Genomic DNA, 22,343 nt, shown 5'->3' with positions numbered 1-22,343 from the left:
CGGCTGCCCCACACGAGCTGGCTTAAAGCCGCTCTTTGTGCATAAGCACGTAAAAAATTACGAATTTATTTGTTCTTTAACATAGAATCTTGCGCTTAACGGGCACACGGGCCATTTCCTATTTTACTATTAGACGCCAAGAAAATAAAATGAACGGGGGAGGCAAGGTACGTCCCTTAATGTAATACCCGGGTTAGCCTGACAAATTCTAGCGCAATATCTTTCTTAACAATAATGCTGTCCAAGAGCTGATAAGGGTGATTCCCAAAAAGCTTTCAACAATTACCCAAGTTGTACCCCAGTTGCTAGTTAATGAAAGATTATCAGAACCAATTATAAGAAAAACTTTCGTGCTGAAATACAAAGAAGTAAGGAAATTATCAGCTAATGATGTGTAGAAATTTAAGTCATTAAATTGGCTCCAAAATCCAAATAAATCAATGTTATAGTTAATAATTTCAGAAGAACCTTTTACTGAAAAGCCAGAAAAAAGGTAGAATATGGCAAATAATAGTATCAATGAAATCGAAGCTCGTAGCACAAAACTAGGCTTCTCACCATAACCTGCAACTTTTTCGTTGACTAAAAACCTTAACCACTTTTTTATCTCAGATTTCGTGTTGTGATTGGTATAAGCTTTTCTAGCTAAGAACCTATTTTCTGAACTTTTTTCTAGTGCTTTGGTCTCATTGAAACCTAAACTCAATTCAGAATAAAAATCAGTCAGAGTTTGATAATTAAACTTCAAATCCTCCCATTTACCGTTCGGATATTCTTGAGGTTTTTCTATCTCAGTGCTATTGTAAATTTTACAATTGCTGAAAAGATTTCTTTTAGTGAAGAATCCTGAAAATCTTGTGTTTTCTATTTCACAATTATCAATTCTGCAACAGTTTATAAAATCAATGTTTTTAAACTCACAATTTCTGATAAAAGAACCTTTAAAAAGGGCACTACTAAAGGTGCAATTTTCAAATTTACAGTTTCTAAATTTTGTAAATAAAAAAGTGGCATCAAACAAACATCCCTCGAAGTGACAGTTAAAAAACTTGCTGTAGGAAAAGTCTACACCTTGAAAGTTATCACCCTTTGGGCATTCAACTTCAAGTTGAGCTAAAATTATGCCTCTTAAATCCCATTCGTGTTCAAGAAATCCGTTTAAAATTCCGCTTTGAACATCATAGTGTAAAAAATCTTCACCCGCTCCACGATTGATTAAGTTTTCAATATGCTTTTGAGCCTTGATTCCTAATTTAGTATTCCACCTCTCAGATACCTTTTCATGTTCATCACTATCATATTCTTGAAGCTGAGAAATTTCTATAAACATTTACTGGGGTTGATTTTTGTAGGCTAATCATGCGACTCAAATACTATTCATTGTCATCACAACATGCAAAATTGCCCTTCAAATTTAACAAATATGTCATCATATAAGACCTTTTCAGACAAATAACACTTACACATATTCCCTCTGAAAATTTGCACATCTTGTTTCTTTTTTTCCCAATCTGTCCCATCCGTTAACACCTTGTTGCACCCTATGCCAGCCCATCCCGGGGTATTTTTCTTGATTTGAATTAGTGTTACGTTAGCATCAGTTACTGATTACAGTGATGCTTTTGCATTACGCTAACCAACGCTAAGTCGATGCCTGAAACGCTGGAAAATATTCCGACCGAGAACCATGAGCAGGACTACGCCACCTGCCTGGAAGAGCTGGAGCAGGGCCTGCCGATCTTTGGCCGTATTACCGGAACCACCGATGGGCTCCAGCAAGTAGAGAAGGAATTGCCATTTAATTTTAGGCAGCCCTTCAATGTGGTAAAAGCGATATTTAAGCTAGAACCCGGTCTGTATTCGCTTCACACCGGCATTGACGAAGATATTGTGATCGGCTTTCGCATTGACGGGGCCAGCGAGCAGCCAGAAACTCAAGCCAACGAACCGGCCGTAGACAGCAGAACCGCTCACGAAAACTACTACCAGCAACGAGCCCTCCGCCTGGAAGGTGAGCTGCATGACGCCGATCGCAAGATTCGCCAGCTCGTCGATGAAATCATGGGGCTAAAGCGACAGCTCTCCGAGGACAAAACGGCCACGCTGCTCACCCACCAGAAAGAGCTGGGCGACCTCAAGGAATCCCATCGCAACGAAATTGACCGCCTCAAAGAAATTCAACGAAGTAACCTAAAGGCCCTAGAAAAAGAGCTTGGAGAACTGGAAAAGGTAAAATTCCGCATGGAGATGGAACAACGAGCCGGCGGCCGCGATGCCGGCAGTCGCATGCTGGATATGCTGGAAGAAAATGCCCCGATGTTTTTTACGGTGATCTCCCAGCTGTTTGCCGGTCAAAACGCAAGAAATCTACAATTAAACCCCACGCCTGCTACCCCTGACATTAGCGAAGAAGAGGCCAAAGCGATGGCCGAATCGCTCAAACACCAACTGCGACCCACTTCCGGCTCGCTACCCCAACAACCCCATAGCCCCTCTACCAACGAGGCGAGCCAACCCAAAGGTGCCGGGGAGGCAACTCCTCGGCACCTTCCCTCCGACGATAACTCGGAAACCGAACCCAACGAATTTGTAGCCAAACCGACCTTAAACGGCATGTTCGGGTCACCCCATACTAACGGCCACGCCGAACCAACCATCAGCCTGTAACGACCCCGATGAACCCCGGACAACTCACCCTTTTGAAAATGGCTTTGGAATATCTGGCCGACCAGCCCTGCGGCTACGCCTGCTATGCCAAGCGCATCAAGTCGCAGCTGGCCTTGATGCAAGCTGGCGGGCAACCGATCACCGCGGCCGATTGGGTCCGGATGGCAAAGATACTTTCTGTGGAAGCGATAAGCAGGGATATAGGAGCCGAACGCATTGCAAACACGATATATCCCCTTGTGGATGGATTAGGGCAACACGCTAATACGCTCTGCTATATCCCTGCCCCTTTCGCTTGTAATCAACTGCTGAGTTTCACGGGCACGACTGTCAGCCCGCAGGTCCGGCGACTGCTCACCGATGTCATCGCCGAGCTGCAAAAGCTCGTCAAAGCTAACCGATAGATAACCAACTATTACAATACGATTGAGTAGCAGCTACCCTATACCAACTTCCCGCAACGCAGTCACGACCCATGGTTCAGTGATGAGCAGCAAGGTGGCAGCAAGCTCCCCCCAAGGAGATGCTGCCGCCTCTATTACTGCTAATCGCAGATATTACCCTGGGATCGAAGGCGTCCTGGAACTGGCTTCCCAGCTGGTTACCAAATATACCGGACGCGAGAACATCCGCGAGCTGGCCTTAAAAATCACGCGTAGGGTTCCCAGGAATATCAATACCGGCCTGCCTGACCTGCGAAATATAGATCAGATTGCGGGTGCCATTTACAAATGGATAACCAGCAACATCAACTACGTACGCGATCCATGGAATATCGAGCGGATCCAATCGCCAGACGTCACTATTCGGCAAAAAGCCGGGGATTGCGACGACCACGCGATCCTGTCGGCGGCCCTGTTGCAAAGTCTGGGCATCCAAACCGGCTTTCGGATTGTGAGCCGAACGGGGCGAACCTACGACCATATTTATACCGTCTTCCGATCCCCAGAGGGGTGGAAATCCTTTGATACGACTGTTGCCAAATATCCCGGTTTTACCTTTGACGAACGACTGATTAAAAAGTCCAAGCACCTGCCTAATCGGATGCCCGAAGGCTTAGGCATCGACCCGATTACTCTAACTGCTGCGGCGACGACGGCCCTGCAAACCGGCGTTACCATGAAAAGTATGTTTTCCAAATGGTTTGGCGCCAAAGATAAAGATGAGCGCATCGCGCGCGGACAATGGCGGGACTACCTGATGGCCCGAGGGGTCCATTCGGACGTGATTTCCTTTTCTCAAAAAGATAACGCCATCCTCCAGCAGTATGCTATGGTTATCCAGCAGCATGGGCAACCGGCCGTCGATTACCTGAACCGGTTCGGAAGCCTGGACAGCAGCTTTCTGGCCAACCGGCAACAATCTCGAAACAAAAAATGGCTCCTGTACGGCGGACTCTCAGCCGGGCTCCTGACGCTCGGCGGGATCAGCTATTGGGCCTTCAACCATTAACCACTGTTTATGAGTAGTTCTTATCTGCAACCCGTTGCTATACAACCCGAAAATGATCAGCTGATCATATCCAGCCAGCTGCCTAGCGGTGGATTGGAAGGTTGGCAGGAAGATGATCCCTGCCGCTACGCCAATCAAAGCTGCAAGGGCAAAATGTTCGGGGCCCTAAAAAGATGTCGACGCAAGCGCGAAAAATCGCAAGCCCTCTGCAAAGCCCACGAGCGCAAACTTGCCGAAACCAAAAGGATGGAGCAGGAAAAACAGCAACTCATGACGGCCCTGCAACACAACGTCACCGATACCGCTGCCAAGCAAGAGACCGCAAGTACGGCCATGATTGCAGGGGCCGCCGTGGGCGGAGTTGCCATTTTGGGAGCCGCCATCATGTTTATCGCCAAAAAGAAAAAATCCAAATCCCAATAGCCTTACCTCACCCACTATGAACAGCAGCTCCTACGATCAATTAGACTTCTTGCAAACGAACCAGCCGTTTAACTACACAAACAGTTTCCTCCCTCCCGTGGGATCCACGACAACCACCTCAAAGAAGACCAAGTTTGGCAGTATCCTCAATGACCTGTCCAGCTTTTTAACCACAGCGGCCGATACCGCCGTAACTGTGGATGGAGTTATCAATGGCGGGAAATCCCAACCTGGGGGCACTGGTCTGACGCCCGAGCAACAGATGGCGCTAATGCAAGCCCAGAAGTCAAATGGAAATATGACCTCCCTCCTGTTGATTGGCGGTGTGGTCATCGTTGGCGGAGCTCTCACATACACCCTGTTAAAAAAGAAATCCTGATATGACCGAAGCTATTCAAACAACAGCCCATCCGATTGGGATCTCTCACTTTATTGACGGACATATTCCCAACGGGCGGTATCCCAATCCAACGACTTCGCAAGAAACCGTGTATCTGCAACCCACTGTGCAGCTGCAAGAGGTAGCAAAAGGAGCAGAAGTAACTGGCGAAACTAATCAATCCTTATGTGAGCGATTGGCAGAAGACGATCCTACCAAAGGAATCCGCGCGTGGTTTAACCAGCATAAAGCTACACTGGGATGGATCGCTGGTGGATACCTGGCGCTGCGAATCATAACCCGAAGGAGGTAACCAGTGAGCTATTCTAATTATAGTGACAACGGCTTAGGCTCGGCGGCCATATCCGGCAACATCATAAGCTCGGAGGCCGGTGAACTGCGCATCATCGGACGTCACCCCGAGCGCGGGCTGCCCAAATCCGGGGTACCCTTTTCGGTAGATGTGGAAGTCGATATCTATCGCACCTTTTGGAACTCGTTTCTTTTTGTCGTTTGCCCGGACGTGGTTGTCGCAGCTTTGGATCCGCAGTCCAGACAAGTATTGGCCATCTCCCGCATCGTCACCAGCATGTGGGACAGCTGTCGCGGGCAGGCCCGCCTGGTTTTTGGGCGCTCGTTCCGACCTGACAGAAATCACCCCGTCATATTTGAGCTCCACTACAGCAACGTTACCGAGGCAAATATTTCGGAGGCCAAGCCACTGGCAACCTCGAAGGTGATGACCTTGGACCTGGATATAGAAGAAGGCCAGCAAAGCGGAGTATACGCCCAACCCACCGAGTCCTGGTATGACATAAACCTGCCCGATCCCCAGCAGGCTTTCAGCGGCGTCAACAGCACGCTCACCAAAGCCCTGTGGCTGATTGGCCTCGGGGCGGGCGCCTACTTCCTGGCTCCCCTGATGCCCGGACTGCGAGACAGCGTAAAGCAGTTGGCCGGGCGCAACAAAAATCAGGAGGAGACCAATGGATGAGCTTATTGAAGGACGCGACTACCAGATCGTTGACGACGGGATGGGTGATCTCAGCAGCTACCTGCGTCAGACTAGCCGGAATGCTTTCAAAAAAGCCATTGGTCTGGCCGACCGTGCACTAAGCGGGCGAAAAGGACAAGCCGCTACCACGGCCCTTGTTCTGGCGGATCTGACCAAAGACAGGCGTTCTTTCCAACAGGTGTTCAACCGCAATGCTGACGTCATCAACCGGTATTTCGAACACGTCGATCTGCAGGCGGTAAGCGATATGATTGGCCTCCAGGATTCGGTCGCTAAAAGCAAACCTGTGTCTATCATCAAACACGTAGGTATTTTCTCGGCCGGTATTGCCATCGGTGTGGCCGGCCTCTCCCTATATAACAGAAAACAATCTTCAACATGACTCTAAGCATAGGCGACAAAGGCCCTCAGGTGATGCACCTGCAATCGGCACTAAAAGCCCTTGGCATTGGGCTTCCCAAATATGGTGTCGATGGCATCTTTGGCCCCGAAACGCAGGCAGCGGTCAAACAAGCCCAACAACAGTTTGGGCTCCCAACCAACGGCATAGCTGGTCAGGGGCTACTACAAAAACTAGGCATTAACCCGAAAATCATAACCCAAAGGCCACCACAGGCATCGGTAAACCACAAGGTGTTACTGTTTGGCAGCCTGACTATTATCGCCATTGGAATCGCAATTAAAACAATCAGACGACAGTAATATGGAATCTATGACTGCCCAGCAGCTAGCAAAACTAAATATCAAAGGCATCAAGATAGCCCAACCCTACGGGCGGCTCCTTGGCGAACCCGAGAAGAATGCCGTCATATTTATCTGGGGCGAAAAAGGCGCCGGTAAATCAACGATGAGCCTAGGACTCGCTGACGCATTAGCCGAACATGGCCGCATCGAATATATCCCCGCCGAAGAGCATTTTGGTAAAACCCTGGTCGACCGCGTCAAGCGGCTCGGAGCCACCCACCAGAACCTGAATTTTACCAAATGGAAATCCATTCAGGCCCTCAAAGAAATTCTGCTTAAAAACCGGTCCTTCGCCTGCATATTGGATTCGATTTCGGTGATTGATGCCAACGCGAAAGAAACCGTGGAGCTGGCCCAATGGTGCCGCGAAAACGGGATCATGTTTGTCATGGTTTCGCATGCCACCAAAGATGGCCAATACAAAGGTAACACCAGTATTGCCCACGAGTGTGATATCGAGATCAAAGTCACTAAAGAAGGCGGGGCCGAAACCGAAAAGAACCGCTACCGCGAACTGACCGCTATTGCTGTCCCCTTTATGGCCCAAGACCGCGAGGTGAAACCAGCTAACCTTGCTGCCAAAGAAGAAACCAACCCGGACACCCGAGAAAACCCAGTGGATACCCCTTTTAAGATTACCCTAAAAAAACTGGACACCCTTCACAAGATTCGATCCTGGAAACGCATCAACTCCATGTTTGGAAGCAAAATGCCATGCTACGCTCCGAAGCATTCCGGGGAATCCGAAAACGCTCACCTGTCCATCCGATATACGGCCGACTATCCCAAAAAGCGATACATCATGGATCTGCTGCTAGACGGCCACCTAGAATACCAGGCCTGCACGGAAGGCAAAGGGGGCGGACTCAAAGCGTGCTGGAAAAAGTTAGTCAACAAATATGGCGATCTGGAAATCCGAATTTATAAGCAGGACCACGCCAAAGTCGTGCTAGGCGCCAAAGAGTACAAACGCCAGGAACGCGCGCTTGGCAAAAAAGAAAAATCTACTGCGACCAACTCACCTGCGCCAAAGGCCAAGAAGAAACCAGCTGCTAAACCCAAATCTGCTTCTGACGAGCTAAAAGAAAAATCAACGAAAAAAAGCACTTCATCGGTTAACAAACCTCAGCAACAAGTAGACATTGAAGCGGCCAAAGAAAGTCAGGCTAAATTGGACGCCTTCCTAACCAAAGTATTAGGCTAACCCCATGCGAGACAATCCGACTGTTACTCCTTTTGAAGACATTACAACTGAGGACTACCCCGGCATTTTTGGCGATTTTGATGGGGACGGGATCCCCAATGCTGACGATCCCAACCCACAACGGGCTGGCGACACCGATACGGTCGAGGAGACCAAGCTTACCGACGAAATCAAACAGCTGATCGAATTGCGAGGGGACTACCAACAGGCCTTGGACGAGGTAACCAGCAAGCTCAAAGACTTACAACCGGAAGCCACCGTAAAGGGCCGAGTAAAATCTCCCTACTCGGTCATCAATAAATTACGTCGAAAGCGTATTAAAGGAAATATTAAGCAGGCTAATTCTGATAAACTCTATACTCAGGGGCTGACGGATATGGCCGGATGCATGATCGTACTGTCTGGTCAAACCGAGCTGGATCAGATGGTAAAACAAATTGTATCAGGAGCAATTGGAGAAGTATTTGAACATGAAGATAAATACGCCGAACCCGTTGGTGGCTACCAAGCGCACCATTTTATTGTGATGGCTGGCACCGCCGGTGATATTCCAGTCGAGATTCAGGTGAAAACCCAGCGGATGGCTAAAATCGCGAGTGCCGCTCACACGCCGTACAAGAACGGACAGCTTAACGCCCGGCGAATGCACGATCTCACCGAGCTGGCCTGGCAAGCGGACCAAGGGGGTGAAGCTGCTGCTAATCAAATTGATGCTCTTCTGGGCAATCTCACAGAATTGACGGAGCAACTGACGACCCGCGAGAATCCTTTGAGTGACCTGCAACAGCTCCAAGAGTCATTCACCAAAACTGTAAAGAAACTGGCCCTGGCCTTTTCCCTCGATAAGTTTCCCCAGGAGCATCGTGAGCAGGCTTTGGAGCTATTTCGCGACCATGGTGAAGTGGTTGGCCTCGACTTTGATGAAATATTTTCGGAAGCCCAACAGGAAGTGAAAACGACTGAAAATAATGACGATCAATCATACCAACCTTCCGAAGATCGTGCGGGAGAGGCCGAATATGGAAGCCGTTTTTCCGGCATCCAGCTGGAAAACTTTGCCCCCATTAAACTCTCGAAGTCCGAACGCCGGAAAGCTAATGAGGCGGCCCTAGCCGTTTTGGAAAAAGAAGATCGTGCTATCACCGAATCGGATCTGGATCTGCTTCGCAAATACACCGGCGCCGGTGGCCTTGGGTATGGTGAGGACGCAACCGGCAGCGAACGCGGGTTGCTCAACGAGCATTACACCTCCTACCCGTTGGTTAAACTCATCTGGGACAAACTCGGAGCCATGGGCGTGGATGGTGGCAACATTTTAGAACCCGGGGCGGGCGTAGGCAATTTTGCAGGCTTCCTTCCCAACCATGATGCCTATCGCATGCTGATGGTTGAGCGGTCTGCAGTGAGCTCTCGCATTGCGGGGCTGTTATACCCGAGCCAGCTGGTCCGGCACGAAAACTTTGCCCAGACCGACCTGTCGCTATACAACCTGACCGGAGCCATAGGCAATGTCCCCTTTGGCGACATCAAAATCCACACCGGGCGGGACCCGCTGGCGTCCCTGAATCCACGGATTCACGATTACTTTATCCTGAAATCCCTGGACGCCCTTCAACCCGGCGGGTTTTTGGCCGTAATCACTTCGGTCGGTACCATGGACAAGAAGGATCCGGCCATCCGACAGGCCATGGTCCAGCGGGCCCGACTTGTAGGTGCTTACCGGCTCCCGTCCACCGCATTCAAAGACAATGCCGATACGCTGGTTACGACGGATCTGATCTTGTTTCAAAAATACCCCGATGTTGACGGCGAAACTCATCCTGACATAAGCAGTGAATTAAACCAGCTGTTTGCCTATGAGGAACTTGCTGTCAGTATCACTGAACACAAAGGCGAATCCTACGGGGCCTATTATAACCCCTATTATCAGAAATACCCCCAACAGGTACTAGGCGAACATATTCAGGGCCACGACATGCAGTTTCTCACGCGCATGGGCGTAAAAGGTCAAATTGATGAGGCTTTGACCACTCAGGTACTTGGCGATGATCTTCGCTTCCCGTACCCGCTTCCGGGAAAGATGCCGTTCTACCGGATCCCCGATGAGGGCGTGCGCCTGGAGACGACCCGCGATTATCACGCCGGGAATATTGTCTGGCACGAGGAAACCTTCTACGAAAAACAGCGCCACTACTTCAAACCTATTACCGTAGGTGGATCGGGTAAAACGGGTGAAGGGCTTCGCGCCAAGATAAGCTCCGCCTGCCAGATGCTAGACAAATACGATGATTTCGTCACGGCGTTGGCCCAAGACAACGAGCAGAAAGAGCCGCTACGCGGGGAGTTTAAGGAGCAACTCGAAAGCCATATTAATGCCTACGGAATTCCAGACGAAGACGAGGATATCCGCGATATTTTCCGCTACGACAACCGGCTGTATAAGCTGACGACCTTTGTGAAGCGTGACCCGATCAGCGAGGAGCTGGTCTATGCTGATATTATCGATGCCGACTCGATGTTCAACCGCAACTACGTCCCAGCGGTTACCGACTCCGATGATCTGGCCGAAATTGCCATGTATGGGCGCTCCATTGGTGAAGAATTGAGCATTGATTTCTACCAGTCTACCTACAAAGGAGGCACAGCCAGCCGGGGTGAACTCACTGAAGCGATTGAGAATCACCCGGACTTCTTTTACAATCCCGAGACCAATAATTACGAGTTTCGTTACCAATACCTGGCCGGAAATGTTCGGCGTAAGTTAGAGCTGGCCGAAGACAACCAGCTGGAGAAAAATACCGAGGCCCTAAAAGCAGTGCTCCCTGAGTGGATTGATGCCTACAGCATTACCGTCGATCCGCGCCACATTTTTACCTACTTGCCAACGAAAGTCCTTACCCAGTGGATCAAAGATGAGCTGGGCTACCGGGACGTACATATCGGCCTCGTCAAAGATAAAGCCGAACTCGGCAACCGGTTCTATATGAAGCTCCGCAAAGGCGGACGGTATATAAAAAATGGCGAGGAAACGGCCGATGACTGGAACCAAGGTTGGGGCGAGACGCCACTTAGCAAGATTATCAATAATTATATTCAGGATTCCAGTTTCCCGCTGGTCTTCTACGATGAGGACGACAATGTGCTCCCGAATATGACGCTCAAACGAGCGGAGCAAACCGGCCAGCAGGCGCTTATCGAACGAGCCCGCGCCAAACAGCGGACCCATAACGACCAGATGCTCACGCGGGTGCCCCAAAAGTTCAACCAATGGGTACGCACCAAAGCCTCAACGGAAATCCGCGATCTTATCGAGCAGGCATACAACCACGAGTACAACGCTTATATCAACCCACAATTCGATGGGTCCACCCTACACGTTCGGGGCATGTCCGACACCTTCTACGGCGTCAAAGATTTTGCGGTATACAAACACAACCGCGCGGTCGCCGAGAAACTGGTTTGGAACAGGCGCGGGGCCAACTGCCATGACGTTGGCGCCGGGAAAACGCTCTCCTCCATTATTACTTCCCAAGTCCTGTTGCAACAAGGAGCCTGCAACAAGCCCATGTTTGTCGTACCCGGAAAGGTACAAGAAAAATGGGTCGAGGAATACGCCATGCTGTTCCCGGAGGCCAAAATCCTCAACATGAAGATGACCGGCCCCGAGCGCCACAAGGAGCTTACCATGGCCCAGCTCTACCACTGGGATGCGATCTTCATCGCCGACCACGCGTTCAAGAGCCTGCCATTATCCCCGGCGGTTCAGCAGCAGATGTATTCTGAGCGTGTGGAATACTTCGATCAGATGATTGATAGTTTCGACGAGCTCATCGAAGAAGACGATGCCCTTAGCTCCACGGCCAAGAAGTCGATGATTACCCGACTGGAGAAGATGAAAGAAGAGTGGGAGGCCAAACTCCGCAACGTAGCAAGTGCTAAGCGCCTAGATACCGATATCTTTTTTGATGAGCTCGGCGTGGACGCCCTGTTCTTTGACGAGGCCCACTTCTACAAAAATGCCCTGGGCAGCGCAAAAGCGGCCAAGCTGGGCATTGCCGCCAACAAACCGTCCCAGCGAGCCGAAGACGCCCTCCAGAAAACCAAGTGGCTGTTTTCAAAAATAGGATATAAAAATGTCTTTGTATTAACAGCTACCCCGGTCGTCAACTCTCCGGTCGAAGTATGGCACATGCTCAACCTCTGCGCTCCGGATCTGCTGGAAAAATATCAAATTGCCAACCTCGACAACTTCATCAACCAGTTTGTCCGTGAGGAAGAAAAGATCGTCAAAAAGACCAACGGCGAGTATCGAACCGAGCGCGTAGTGGCCGGCTATTATAATCTCCCGGAAATGCGTTCAATTATCGATGAGGTTATGGACATCAAAAGTTATGACCAACTTGTTGGGTTTTATGAAAAATTTCCAGACCTGCTCAAAGATGATAACGGAAAGATTGTAAAAGACCAGCAGGGTAATCCCCAAGCACTCAAACCGAAGTTTCGACGCCCCGAGGCCGAAACTAAACAGCAGGTTATTGAACCCAGCGAAATTCACAAATTGTTATTTGAAGATATCATCCTCCGGGCCGACAACATTCTTGACTGCATGCGCCAGCGCGGATGCCAGACGAAAGACAATTTCCTTGTCATTACCGGCGATGGTAGCAAAATTGCGACCGACCTCCGCGTATATGACAACAGCTTTTCCGGCGTGGATGGAAAGTTCCTGAAGCTGGGCGCCCTAGTAGATAACGTTGCCGAAAGTTATGCTACCCGCGAAAACCCCGCTCCGAGCAGGATACCCGATAGCATCTATGGGGATTACTTTTCAAAAACCACACAACAGATTCGGGAAAATCCGAACCCTTACTATGGCTATTCCCGCCACAAACTTATTAAGGAGCTAAAAGCTCTGGGATACTTCGAAGAAGTGGCCCGTGAAATAGAAGCCACCGAAGGCAATCTCCACGAGGTTCCAGTAGGCAAGCAGTTCCTGTTGAATAAAATCGAGAAGCAACGCGAGAAACTCTCCGATGGCAGCGATCAGATGGAAGAAACCTTTGACCGGGCTGTTATGATTGTCGAGGCGTTGTATAGCGGGCGCAAGAATCCAGCGGCCCCCGTATTTCGCAATCAAATCATTTTCTGCGACTGGATCTCTGTGGAAGGCCAAAAAGGTGGCAGTTATCACCAGCTGATTAAGCAGGAACTCGAAAAAGAAGGGATTCCAGCCAAAGAAATAGCCATTATTAACGGCTCGATTATTGGTACTGACGGCAAAGGTGATGACTATTTTGTCTCCTCCTCCGATGATAAAGAAACCCTCAAAAAAGAGGTCCAGGACGATTTTAACCTGGGTAAGTACAGAGTGCTGATTGGCAACCAGTCTATTGCCGAAGGCATGAACCTGCAAAAATGGACCACCGACCTGCATCACATGGACGTGCCCTACACCCCTTCGCAAATTCAGCAGCGCAACGGCCGCGGGCTCCGGCAGGGAAACCAACACGGAAAAGTGAACATCCACTTTTACCTGATGAAGGATTCCTTTGATCAGTACCGTCTGGAGCTGGTCAGCAAGAAACAAAGCTGGATTGACGAGCTATTCTTTGGAGACGGCCGAGAAACCTCTGCCGACGCCGAGGGAGAGTCCCTGGAATACGAGCAAATGGTGGCCGCCACCAACTCCGATCCCAGAGTCAAAGAATTTTTTCAGTCTAAAGCCCAAACGAAGGTGCTCAAGGCTCGCATTGACTCCCTGCTTAGCGAGACCCAGCGGCTGGAGTCTTCCCTCGCGCAAGCAAGCCGGGACGTGACCAAACGCTCCGAGCGGATGGAATCCGCTATTGAGCGTGAGCAAGCCCTTATTGATTCGAAGCTGCCAGAATCAGCCCAACAAGCCCTAGATCAAGGACTCATCCGCATTGGTTGGCTGGACTACAGCGGGGAGATCGGAACCATCGAAAACAACCTGTCTTCTGACGGCAAACGCATTCCCCGATTCCGCCACGATCTGGCTTTGGAAGTTCCCAAAAATAACGCGAACGGGCGGGTACTATTTAACCTCATTCCCGATCCGAACGTGCCCAACCGAAGCTTCTACAATAAAATCAAATGGAGCTCGATCAAACAGATGGCCGGCGACCAGCTGAACGGGCAATTGGGCTGGAGTATGGACGAGCCGGTCCAATCGGGCCGAAGTCTGGCAGGCAATAAAGGCAACATTATTGCGGATGAGTCTGACTTTTACGCCCATTACAAAATTGATATTGAAAAAGAGAAAGCCAAAACCAACGGCGATGGCACTGAAATTACCTATGATCAAATCAAGCAACAGCTGGGCATGTACAACACCGAGCGCTGGCTGCCCATCATTAAAAACAAACTGGCGGGTCTCTTCTTAGCCCTCGAAAAAGGATGGCAACAGTCTGCCCAGGCTCGGATCGAGCAGATCACCGCCGAGCTGGACCGATCGAAGAAAACGCTTCGAGAGCTGGAAGCCACCCACGAGAAAACGCGGAAAGAATTAGGCCAGGCCCAATCCGGCCTCAAGGCTAATCAAGAAACGGTCACCCGCCTGCAAGATGTGGTCAACGAACTGGTCAAGACCAAATTTTCTGACCGCACGGAGCTCTATGAAGAACTCAATCGCATAGCGCCCTCCTATGGGATAAAAGGAACCGTTCGCGTGAGAGAAGTGGGTATTTACCGGGATGGGCCTGCTAACAACAAAGCCCGTCCCAACAGATCAGAAACGGTCCAATCCCAGCAACCGGAACAGCTGCCGCAGCCCCTCAAAACCTTATACGAGGAACCCCTGGCATATGCCGGAACCGTTGGTGAGCTGGAATTTATTGACGCCAAAGGATTCATGCAACGAATTCAATCTGAGAAGCTGGCCATGATCATCGACGGGGACGGGACTACGCTGTTCGTCTTCCCCACCAATCGGATGAAGTTACTCAAAGGAGCCTTTGACAACGATGAGGCCACCCAGATGTACGAGGACTTTCACCATTTCCCGCCGGACGAATACGACTACGAGCTGTTTCCGCCCTCCGGTGCCGAATTAACGGCGGTCGGTCACGCCGAACGCATTATGTACGACAGCGATAAGGTGATATACCCTGGCGACGAGAAGGGCGAAAACCACCAGTACTACCACTATTTCGACGATGGGAAGCGTCCCATATTCCGGTATGGAGACGTGTATATCATCACCAACCTGAATATTGACGGCCGAGGCATCCTTAATTAACCCTTATCGAACCGACCTATGACCCAACGAATATTTGCAAAAAATCCAACTCACTTGGATGTAATCGAAAACCCAACAACCCCAAAACCTGCAACTATGGCAAAACAACTAACAACCGAAAAAGCTGTCAGCGAATTTAAGCAGCAGCTTATCACTGCCGGATACATTGTGGGCGGCCAGGCAATTGGTGCGCAGCTTAATGGGCTGGCCGTACCCGCTATCCTTGGCGGAAGCTCGGCTACCGTCCAGCAAGCGGCCCGCGTTGGCCTCCCGCTCACCCTCGGCATGGCCTTTACCATGTTCACCAAAAACAAACACCTTCGTGGCCTAGCCATGGGACTCGGCGTGCAAGGCGTGATGGAGCTGATCAAGTTCGTCATGCCCGACTGGACCCCCTCCCAGGGCCTTATGGAAGGAAGCGACTACCTGTGGGATGAGGAGAACTTAACTCCCCAACCCACGCCACCAGTGCAACTTCCCGTGGAAACCGGCCACGTCTCTCAAATCGAAACCGTATTTGAAGATACCGTGGAGGTGTAATTGGCAACCCATTTTTCTCATAGCTCTTGCTGACTAGGGACTGCCTGCGGGAACAAGCAGTAGGCCACAACGGCCCCACTTACAACCCTTTTAACTAACAACGAACTATGAGTAACCAAATTTCTAAAAAAGCTATTGTCCCCGCCAGCGCGCGCATCAAAACCTATTTTGATACCCAGCAAGTCACCCAAAACGGCGCTGTCGTTAACTTCTTTCCGCCCAACTCGACGCGGAAAATCACCCGCAACAATTACGTAGGTAATCCCTTCCCGGGCGAACTCAAGCGACGTATCCTCGCGCTTTCCTTCGAGGTGACCAAGCAATTCATCGAGGACGATGAGGCCAACGGCATCGATGCCCGCGGGATCGTCAACTCGCTAAAAGATGCGGGCGTCATTTTACAGGCCGATAATGACAACAAAGAGTTCCTGCGCGTGCCCATCTCCAAGCATTCCAACTTTTCCGGCACCGACGTTCAGTTGGTAGCTGGCACGGCGAATACCATAGATGCTCCGGTGGTCTTCAAACGTATCGCAGCCCTTCGTTCAGCGGACGAGTACCGCTTGGCCGATCCATTCGATCTGGCGGTCAATCAGACCTTGTCACTGTCAGTTCACTTCGAGGACTCCTCGGTGTTCCCCAGTGACGAAAACTGGACGACTTCTGGCCAAGGCTTGCTGTACCTGCGCGCCAGTATTGTCGTAGCTGAAATGAAGCCCGAAAAATAACCCCTCTAACCGGCAGCGGCACTGAGCCGTTGCCGGCTTTTTATTGCCCTAACTCCTAGCTGACCAACATGAAAATTGTAAAGAATTTTATTCCACCTACTGAATCAACGCCCTTTAATCCGGCCAAAGCAATTGAAATCCCAGCCGGTGGTAGCGGACATATTATGATGAATGGCATGGGCGGGGAAAGTTTTGGCGTCCGAAAGATATTGCCCTATGCCTTATATATGAACAAAGTATTTGTCTCCGCTCGGCTTAACGAAGATTTGTATCTGTTTCGAGACCTGCAGCTATCCGTGGTGCACCAGCTATTTCAACACATTGACGGTCTTTTGGCTCCATTTATCATCCAAAAAAGTAACAGCTTGGTCTTCGAGCTGACCAATACGCATAATACGGCCCAAACGGTCAACATCCAGCTTGTCGGCTACGATCATTACAGCCTAACCAAACTGCTAAATATCTATCAGGAAATTGGCAGTCCGATGCCCCAACCGCGTTTTCTCTACGGGCAAGCTACGCTGGCTCCGGGTGCAGTCAATATCGATATGGGTGTCAAAGCCAAAAGCATCGACGTGGAAGCCCGGCGCCTGGCCATGAGCAGCGACCGGCCCGGCGATATCACTGCCAGTCTGAAGGTATATAACACCACCATTCGCAATGAGGTCTTCCTGGAGCAGATTAACGACGAGTTCGGCCAGTTCTATGCTAACGTCCCTTTTATCATTGGCTCCAACATGCCGTTTCAAGTGTATGCCTATAACAAAGGAGCGCAGCAGGCCAAAGTAAGCTTCCTTGCAGAGACCTACGTGGTTCAGAAGTCCGATGCCAACCCGCTGGAGGTATAACCGATGTGGAATAGCCTCATCCTGTCGCTTTGTGAGCTCACCCAGAAAATGGATGCCCTATTAAATCAACTCAAGGTAAATGCACCTTCCATCGGGATCGGCCCCGCAGGACGTATCGGGACCTCTATTTCCCCGGTCCTCAAGCAGGGGGCCCAGCCGGTAAAACTGGTCAACGGAAATCCCATGCGCCTTGGAGTCATCATCCAAAACAACAGCGATGGCGAATTCATGATTGCCCTGGACGAAAATCGAATTGACGAGCGGTACTACACCTTCCGCCTGAAACCTGGCGAAACCCTGCACATGGACGAGCGACAGTTCAAAGAACTCTACAAAGGCGGCATGATGGGCCTCTGGGATGAGACTAGCGGAGCACTGGAAACCTCAAAAGCCCTCGTAACCGAAATCTTCTGGACCACCTAGCATGAGCGAAATTACCGGCAAAGAGTTTTCCGAAGGATTTAAAATGCGGGTCGTCAGCGGCATGCTGGTCGACGGCTCCATCCAGGTCTCGTGGGCCACCGGCAAAAAAGCCTCGTCCCAGATGGATTGGGGCCTAGATCCCGATAATCTGGCTACCACCCCTGAATATCATCGGGAGCCTGCGGAGATGGTCCGTTACCATACGCTTTATTTTCCCATCACCTACTTGGATGCTCGGCACTACTTCCGGGTTCGATCCAAGACCGCCGGTGGACAGATCGGCCAATCTCGTATTTATTCGGTCATTACGCCTGATGACGTACAGAAAGTCAACGAAACGCCATTCGGGATTGTCCACCTTGATATTACTCCTATCGAGGCTACCGAATTTGAGCTTCAGCCAGTGGCCCTCACTACACCAGCAACAAATATCGAACCCACTTCCCACACCGGTCCGATATCCACAACCCTGCAAACCGACTCGGCAATTACGGAAGAACAGCGTCCGGAAACCGGAAACGCCCACACCAACATTATTACCACAATCTCTTAACTATATGGATACCATTAATCATACTTTATCAATTGGGACCCCAAAGTCCGGTATGGACCTTTTCTGCAACATTCGCTTGGATGGCAAACACCTAATGCGCCTCCATAGCGAGTCCTTTGTCGGCGGATTTCTTCGCGATGTCCACGGGATGATGCACGGCGGACGAACCGAGCGGCTCATATCCCCATTAGAGCAATACGTGCCTGATTACACGATTACCAGTGTTCATATTGTGGATGGTGCCGTGGAAATCTATCGCAGTTATCTACGGAATGTATTCAGCGGCTCCCACTCTGGTAATCCCAATGGGGACCAGCCGGTATGGGTCCACATCTGGGGATGCCAGTCGGTTCCCGAGCTCAACGGTACCTGGGAAGTCGAAAGCGCCCATACCAACAATGATTACGTCCGACTTATAGGTGTACCCACGACCATCGACCCGACTGCCTACGTCGCTGATGACGCAACCTGTATTTCCAAAACCTATAAGAATATTGCCTCTACTCAACGCTATTGCATGCCCTTCCGGAAGGTATATCCTACGGTAGGTGCAGGGATCCGTCCGATAAGTATTTCTGATGTAGGACTGCATAATCCCATTGATGCTCTCTTGTCGCGTGGTTCCGTCTCCGTATCTGGCGTCGTTACCGACCAAGAAAAATCGATCTTTACGATCTCTGCTCCTTTTACCAACGCTACCGGTGGGGATATTACCATTCGTGAGATGGGGCTAGTGACCTACATCGATGTATCCCGTTATGCCCTGAAAACAATTGCCAACCTACATGCCCGGGATATTTTACAATCTACTATTAACCTGCCAGACAGCAAGACACTTACGCTCGATTACGAATGTCGGTTCGAGCTGGAAAATTTTAATCAGGATACCGACCTGAATGGAACCAATGGCGGATTCCTTGCCGAATTTGCCAAAGCGTTGCGCCGGCAAGCTGTTGAAACCACCCATACCGGATGGGCGCGAATGCTCATGTGTATCGGAGGCGGCGGTACGTCCATGTCTTCCCTTAATGCCGATGCTTCAACCAGCGACAAGGGATGGAAACTTGGCCTTCGGCTTGGACAGAGCAACAAATTCGTCTCGATGACCGATACCGATCTTTCCCCAGATGCTAGTCCTGAAACCCCATACAATTTAGGTGGAATTACGCATGGCACCGAGGACGGCCAACTCCTTCATCACGGCATGATGATTGATGACCAAGTATCCATTGATGAAATCAACAACGAAGCGTATTTCAACCTATCTCGGGTATTTGAAAATCGCGGTGCCACTGATATTACCGTTAAAGAAATTGGTCTATACGCGAAAAATGACGACAGCACCAACCGGTTCCTGCCTAAGCTCATTGCCCGCAAGGCGCTTGCCCCAGCCGATCAATTTACCATCATGGCCGGTCAAATACGCAAGGTTAACTACAAGATTAAGATGGTGGCCTGATGACCAACTCTATTTCGATATCGGCCGAGCTTACCTACGCTCGTATTCGTGGGTTAATGGGATATTTCGCTGAAGCCTCCAGGCGATATGGAGTGCCCCTGGCACTACTACTGGCCGTGGCCTCCCGCGAAAGTCGCATGGGACTTGCTCTCTCGGCTGACGGCACCGGAGATCACGGCAATGGTATAGGAATCATGCAGATCGACCGGCGATATCATCCCGGGTTTACCGAGAATCACAGCCCCTTTGACCACCAGGCCAATATTGATTATGGCGCTGAGTATCTGGCCAAACTGCTCACGCAGTTCAACGGAAATACTGGCCAAGCCGTTGCCACCTATAACGCCGGTCCAAACAGAGTGCAAACTGCCATTTACGCGGGCTTACCACCGGATTCGGTTACCACCGGAGGGGATTATAGCCATGATGTGCAGGAGCGAAAGAAGCTCATCAGCGGGCTACTCGGCCTTTCCCAAGCAACCAGCTTGTCCATATACATCTTTCCGATGGCTGCTATCGCCTTTGCAACTTATAACTATATGACACCCCAACACCCATGAATACCGAATCACATTATATCTGCGAAGAACCTACAGAAGCGCGAGGACTAGGACGGATGCCCACGCGTCCGGCAATGCTTCGACCAGTTCTGGATGAACCAGCCCCTCGCAATCGAACACAGCAAATAAGGCCACGAGTTCGACCGCGACCTATTCCAAAGCCAAAGCCAGTGCTTATACCTCGGCCTGTTATTGACAAAAATCCGGTACCTGCTCCTCCGAAGCTAAATATTAACACAGTTAAGAAACCCACTACTAAGCAGTCGAAGCCGACCTCTAAACCCAAAACCACAAACAAATCTGCCAGCAAGCAGCAGCCTGATTCCCACAAGGATATCCTAGCGGGCACTTTTAGCATTGGCGGCATGCAGGTAAAGAAAACCCATGCGGCTATGGCAGGTGGGGGAATTGCAGGCGGCCTGCTTCTTTGGAAAATCCTCTTTTAAAAACTCAAAACATTCAGGTGAAATACTATGGAAACCTCTTTTGTAAATGAACAATCATGTGGATGCGCTGGAAGCGGTCTTGCTGGTAATACCTCCCAATCCGGATGCGGCTGCAGCGGAGGACTTGGAGAAAACAAAGCCCCAGAAACGCAAAAAGATCTTATCAGCGAAGCCAAGAAATACATTAACGGCGAAATACCGACCAGCTATAAGATTGCTGGTGGAGTAGCACTGATCCTCCTTCTCACCTTAGCCACGAGAGGAAACTAACATGAACAGAAATGACTACCTAGCTCTCCTTGACTGTTACGGCAACCACTTTTCGATCTCCGAGCTTGAAATCCAGGGTCCCGGCACCATTGATCGCATGGACATAGGCTTTTTACGGTCTTTTCTAGCCTGGCGACAATGGCACGGGCTGTCTACCATGGTTTCTTCGGCTTGGCGCAAAGGAGATCCGAAGTCCCACGGGCATGGTCTGGCCTTTGATATCCTGCTATTTGACCAGTGGCTGGTCAGTCAACCGTCCGCGCTCCAGCACTGGCTGCTCGCTAACACCTGGGGATTCCGAGGCGTCGGCCTATACTTTGACTGGAGTTATGACAACAAGAATGGAAAAGAAGTACCTGCCATAGGACTACATGTAGACGGGTGGTCCGGGAACGGCCGGTCCCCGCGTCCACTGCGGTGGCTGCGAATTGACGGCCACTACTATTACCAATCGCTTGCCAGTGGCCACTTTTACTGTAAATCAAACAAGCAATCCATTACGCTGGATGAAGCAATCAGGAGGTATGGGCCATGAGCAACTCACAACCCAATGGCTTTTTCCAAAAATACAAGGAGCTGATTGTCACCACGATTATCTGCTTGTTTCTGACCGGCATCTACGATTCGATCAATAATCAGACCGCCGAAATTAAGAAATGGTATGAGCTCATGATCGGCATCAACGAGAAAGTGAAAGTGCAGGCTGATAACCTAAGCAAATTGGAAAAGAGCTTGGAAACCTATGTCCAGCGGACGGACAGTCGCTTTGACGATCATAACCAAAGAATTCGATCTATCGAATTTGAAATCATTCCCCGTCGGATCAACCGATTAAAATCCCTAACCAAACAAGACACTACTGATGCTAAAGATTCTATCGCCGATTATTAAAGCAGTCCCCACCCTAATTGGACTTTTAAAAGGCAAAACCCCTGAAAAGGGAAAGGGAATCGTAAAAAGTGGCATAGCCAGCCTCACGATTTCCGGACTCCTGTCAACCGGCCGGCTATCTGCCTCGGGTATTGATTCGACCCTGTTGCTCATCCTCTCTATTCTGGAGATGATTGGCTACCTATACGGAATGATCGCGATCTCATCAGGAGCCTCGCAGATCAATCCTGTAGATGATCTACTCCAAGGGAAAGGCGAAGGGTTATCCGGCCAACAGGCGAAAATTTTAGGACGAGAGTGGCTTAAGCAAGCACGAAAGAATCAAGATTACAGAAACACCTTGTTTGATGATGACTACTCTGATCTAAAAGTCGAAGCCGAAGATATTGGGTGTGTAAACTGAACTCTGTCCGGGCTGCTTATTTTTCGTGGTTACGGGTTAAGTCTAATGGTAGTCGATCGCCATATCGAATAGCCAGCTGC

At 50.2% G+C, this 22,343-nt stretch carries 23 protein-coding genes; 22 read left to right on the top strand and 1 reads right to left on the bottom strand.

The features are described from left to right. Positions 1 to 208 precede the first annotated feature (208 nt). Positions 209 to 1,330 carry a pentapeptide repeat-containing protein gene (locus tag FN808_RS18120; protein WP_142716037.1) on the bottom strand — a complete coding sequence of 374 codons (1,122 nt, stop codon included), beginning with the start codon at positions 1,328 to 1,330 and terminating at the stop codon, positions 209 to 211. Between the two features lie 320 nt (positions 1,331 to 1,650). Between FN808_RS18120 and FN808_RS18115 the strand changes: the two genes are divergently transcribed. The 22 genes from FN808_RS18115 (at position 1,651) to FN808_RS18010 (ending at position 22,263) form a co-directional block, all read left to right on the top strand. Next, the gene (locus tag FN808_RS18115; protein WP_142716036.1) at positions 1,651 to 2,667 is read left to right on the top strand and encodes a hypothetical protein; all 1,017 of its coding nucleotides are present in this window, start codon (positions 1,651 to 1,653) and stop codon (positions 2,665 to 2,667) included. An 8-nt stretch (positions 2,668 to 2,675) separates the two neighbouring features. Beyond that, on the top strand, positions 2,676 to 3,071 hold the full coding sequence (locus tag FN808_RS18110) for a hypothetical protein (protein WP_142716035.1): 396 nt from the start codon (positions 2,676 to 2,678) through the stop codon (positions 3,069 to 3,071). Positions 3,072 to 3,093: 22 nt separating this feature from the next. Continuing rightward, positions 3,094 to 4,119: a transglutaminase-like domain-containing protein gene (locus FN808_RS18105; protein WP_142716034.1), complete on the top strand. Its 1,026-nt coding sequence runs from the start codon at positions 3,094 to 3,096 to the stop codon at positions 4,117 to 4,119. Between the two features lie 9 nt (positions 4,120 to 4,128). After that, complete coding sequence (locus FN808_RS18100; RefSeq protein WP_142716033.1) at positions 4,129 to 4,542, top strand: hypothetical protein; 414 nt, start codon at positions 4,129 to 4,131, stop codon at positions 4,540 to 4,542. 16 nt (positions 4,543 to 4,558) lie between these two features. Beyond that, entirely contained in the window at positions 4,559 to 4,921 is a 363-nt protein-coding gene (locus FN808_RS18095; protein WP_142716032.1) for a hypothetical protein, read from the top strand. 1 nt (position 4,922) lies between these two features. Then, on the top strand, positions 4,923 to 5,234 hold the full coding sequence (locus tag FN808_RS18090; protein WP_142716031.1) for a hypothetical protein: 312 nt from the start codon (positions 4,923 to 4,925) through the stop codon (positions 5,232 to 5,234). 3 nt (positions 5,235 to 5,237) lie between these two features. Further along, positions 5,238 to 5,915 (top strand): hypothetical protein, encoded by a 678-nt coding sequence (locus tag FN808_RS18085; RefSeq protein ID WP_142716030.1) that lies wholly within the window; start codon positions 5,238 to 5,240, stop codon positions 5,913 to 5,915. After that, positions 5,908 to 6,318, top strand: a complete 411-nt coding sequence (locus tag FN808_RS18080; protein WP_142716029.1) for a hypothetical protein — start codon at positions 5,908 to 5,910, stop codon at positions 6,316 to 6,318. Before FN808_RS18085 ends, FN808_RS18080 begins: the two co-directional genes overlap by 8 nt. Next, a complete protein-coding gene (locus FN808_RS18075; protein ID WP_142716028.1) occupies positions 6,315 to 6,638 on the top strand; it encodes a peptidoglycan-binding domain-containing protein in 324 nt (107 codons plus the stop codon). Before FN808_RS18080 ends, FN808_RS18075 begins: the two co-directional genes overlap by 4 nt. Position 6,639: 1 nt before the next feature. Further along, positions 6,640 to 7,884: a P-loop NTPase family protein gene (locus FN808_RS18070; protein WP_142716027.1), complete on the top strand. Its 1,245-nt coding sequence runs from the start codon at positions 6,640 to 6,642 to the stop codon at positions 7,882 to 7,884. Positions 7,885 to 7,888: 4 nt separating this feature from the next. Further along, entirely contained in the window at positions 7,889 to 15,142 is a 7,254-nt protein-coding gene (locus FN808_RS18065; protein WP_142716026.1) for a helicase-like domain-containing protein, read from the top strand. A gap of 18 nt (positions 15,143 to 15,160) precedes the next feature. Continuing rightward, on the top strand, positions 15,161 to 15,682 hold the full coding sequence (locus FN808_RS18060) for a hypothetical protein (protein WP_142716025.1): 522 nt from the start codon (positions 15,161 to 15,163) through the stop codon (positions 15,680 to 15,682). Between the two features lie 107 nt (positions 15,683 to 15,789). Then, positions 15,790 to 16,410 (top strand): hypothetical protein, encoded by a 621-nt coding sequence (locus FN808_RS18055; protein WP_142716024.1) that lies wholly within the window; start codon positions 15,790 to 15,792, stop codon positions 16,408 to 16,410. A gap of 68 nt (positions 16,411 to 16,478) precedes the next feature. Continuing rightward, positions 16,479 to 17,258: a hypothetical protein gene (locus FN808_RS18050; RefSeq protein WP_142716023.1), complete on the top strand. Its 780-nt coding sequence runs from the start codon at positions 16,479 to 16,481 to the stop codon at positions 17,256 to 17,258. A 3-nt stretch (positions 17,259 to 17,261) separates the two neighbouring features. Further along, positions 17,262 to 17,681, top strand: a complete 420-nt coding sequence (locus FN808_RS18045) for a hypothetical protein (protein WP_142716022.1) — start codon at positions 17,262 to 17,264, stop codon at positions 17,679 to 17,681. Position 17,682: 1 nt separating this feature from the next. Beyond that, positions 17,683 to 18,234 (top strand): hypothetical protein, encoded by a 552-nt coding sequence (locus FN808_RS18040; protein ID WP_142716021.1) that lies wholly within the window; start codon positions 17,683 to 17,685, stop codon positions 18,232 to 18,234. Between the two features lie 4 nt (positions 18,235 to 18,238). Beyond that, positions 18,239 to 19,693, top strand: coding sequence for a hypothetical protein (locus FN808_RS18035; protein WP_142716020.1), 1,455 nt, complete (start codon positions 18,239 to 18,241; stop codon positions 19,691 to 19,693). After that, positions 19,693 to 20,253: a transglycosylase SLT domain-containing protein gene (locus tag FN808_RS18030; protein ID WP_142716019.1), complete on the top strand. Its 561-nt coding sequence runs from the start codon at positions 19,693 to 19,695 to the stop codon at positions 20,251 to 20,253. Before FN808_RS18035 ends, FN808_RS18030 begins: the two co-directional genes overlap by 1 nt. Before the next feature lie 473 nt (positions 20,254 to 20,726). After that, positions 20,727 to 20,969 (top strand): hypothetical protein, encoded by a 243-nt coding sequence (locus tag FN808_RS18025; protein ID WP_142716018.1) that lies wholly within the window; start codon positions 20,727 to 20,729, stop codon positions 20,967 to 20,969. 1 nt (position 20,970) lies between these two features. Further along, positions 20,971 to 21,504: a hypothetical protein gene (locus tag FN808_RS18020; RefSeq protein WP_142716017.1), complete on the top strand. Its 534-nt coding sequence runs from the start codon at positions 20,971 to 20,973 to the stop codon at positions 21,502 to 21,504. Next, positions 21,501 to 21,860, top strand: coding sequence for a hypothetical protein (locus tag FN808_RS18015; protein WP_142716016.1), 360 nt, complete (start codon positions 21,501 to 21,503; stop codon positions 21,858 to 21,860). Before FN808_RS18020 ends, FN808_RS18015 begins: the two co-directional genes overlap by 4 nt. After that, positions 21,832 to 22,263, top strand: coding sequence for a hypothetical protein (locus FN808_RS18010; protein ID WP_142716015.1), 432 nt, complete (start codon positions 21,832 to 21,834; stop codon positions 22,261 to 22,263). The genes FN808_RS18015 and FN808_RS18010 overlap by 29 nt, the downstream gene beginning before the upstream one ends. Positions 22,264 to 22,343: the final 80 nt, after the last annotated feature.

Origin of the sequence: Fodinibius sediminis (genome assembly GCF_900182555.1) — a bacterium.
In the GTDB taxonomy this organism is placed as follows: domain Bacteria; phylum Bacteroidota; class Rhodothermia; order Balneolales; family Balneolaceae; genus Fodinibius; species Fodinibius sediminis.
This window is presented reverse-complemented; position numbering and strand designations above follow the sequence as displayed.

Excerpts from the sequence above, each read along its gene's own strand:
- FN808_RS18075 (WP_142716028.1), top strand. The coding sequence starts at position 6,315 with ATGACTCTAAGCATAGGCGACAAAGGCCCTCAGGTGATGCACCTGCAA.
- FN808_RS18100 (WP_142716033.1), top strand. The coding sequence starts at position 4,129 with ATGAGTAGTTCTTATCTGCAACCCGTTGCTATACAACCCGAAAATGAT.
- FN808_RS18035 (WP_142716020.1), top strand. The coding sequence starts at position 18,239 with ATGGATACCATTAATCATACTTTATCAATTGGGACCCCAAAGTCCGGT.
- FN808_RS18045 (WP_142716022.1), top strand. The coding sequence starts at position 17,262 with ATGTGGAATAGCCTCATCCTGTCGCTTTGTGAGCTCACCCAGAAAATG.
- FN808_RS18110 (WP_142716035.1), top strand. The coding sequence starts at position 2,676 with ATGAACCCCGGACAACTCACCCTTTTGAAAATGGCTTTGGAATATCTG.
- FN808_RS18010 (WP_142716015.1), top strand. The coding sequence starts at position 21,832 with ATGCTAAAGATTCTATCGCCGATTATTAAAGCAGTCCCCACCCTAATT.
- FN808_RS18050 (WP_142716023.1), top strand. The coding sequence starts at position 16,479 with ATGAAAATTGTAAAGAATTTTATTCCACCTACTGAATCAACGCCCTTT.
- FN808_RS18070 (WP_142716027.1), top strand. The coding sequence starts at position 6,640 with ATGGAATCTATGACTGCCCAGCAGCTAGCAAAACTAAATATCAAAGGC.
- FN808_RS18115 (WP_142716036.1), top strand. The coding sequence starts at position 1,651 with ATGCCTGAAACGCTGGAAAATATTCCGACCGAGAACCATGAGCAGGAC.
- FN808_RS18015 (WP_142716016.1), top strand. The coding sequence starts at position 21,501 with ATGAGCAACTCACAACCCAATGGCTTTTTCCAAAAATACAAGGAGCTG.
- FN808_RS18020 (WP_142716017.1), top strand. The coding sequence starts at position 20,971 with ATGAACAGAAATGACTACCTAGCTCTCCTTGACTGTTACGGCAACCAC.
- FN808_RS18120 (WP_142716037.1), bottom strand. The coding sequence starts at position 1,330 with ATGTTTATAGAAATTTCTCAGCTTCAAGAATATGATAGTGATGAACAT.
- FN808_RS18040 (WP_142716021.1), top strand. The coding sequence starts at position 17,683 with ATGAGCGAAATTACCGGCAAAGAGTTTTCCGAAGGATTTAAAATGCGG.
- FN808_RS18065 (WP_142716026.1), top strand. The coding sequence starts at position 7,889 with ATGCGAGACAATCCGACTGTTACTCCTTTTGAAGACATTACAACTGAG.
- FN808_RS18080 (WP_142716029.1), top strand. The coding sequence starts at position 5,908 with ATGGATGAGCTTATTGAAGGACGCGACTACCAGATCGTTGACGACGGG.
- FN808_RS18060 (WP_142716025.1), top strand. The coding sequence starts at position 15,161 with ATGACCCAACGAATATTTGCAAAAAATCCAACTCACTTGGATGTAATC.
- FN808_RS18055 (WP_142716024.1), top strand. The coding sequence starts at position 15,790 with ATGAGTAACCAAATTTCTAAAAAAGCTATTGTCCCCGCCAGCGCGCGC.
- FN808_RS18030 (WP_142716019.1), top strand. The coding sequence starts at position 19,693 with ATGACCAACTCTATTTCGATATCGGCCGAGCTTACCTACGCTCGTATT.
- FN808_RS18025 (WP_142716018.1), top strand. The coding sequence starts at position 20,727 with ATGGAAACCTCTTTTGTAAATGAACAATCATGTGGATGCGCTGGAAGC.
- FN808_RS18090 (WP_142716031.1), top strand. The coding sequence starts at position 4,923 with ATGACCGAAGCTATTCAAACAACAGCCCATCCGATTGGGATCTCTCAC.
- FN808_RS18095 (WP_142716032.1), top strand. The coding sequence starts at position 4,559 with ATGAACAGCAGCTCCTACGATCAATTAGACTTCTTGCAAACGAACCAG.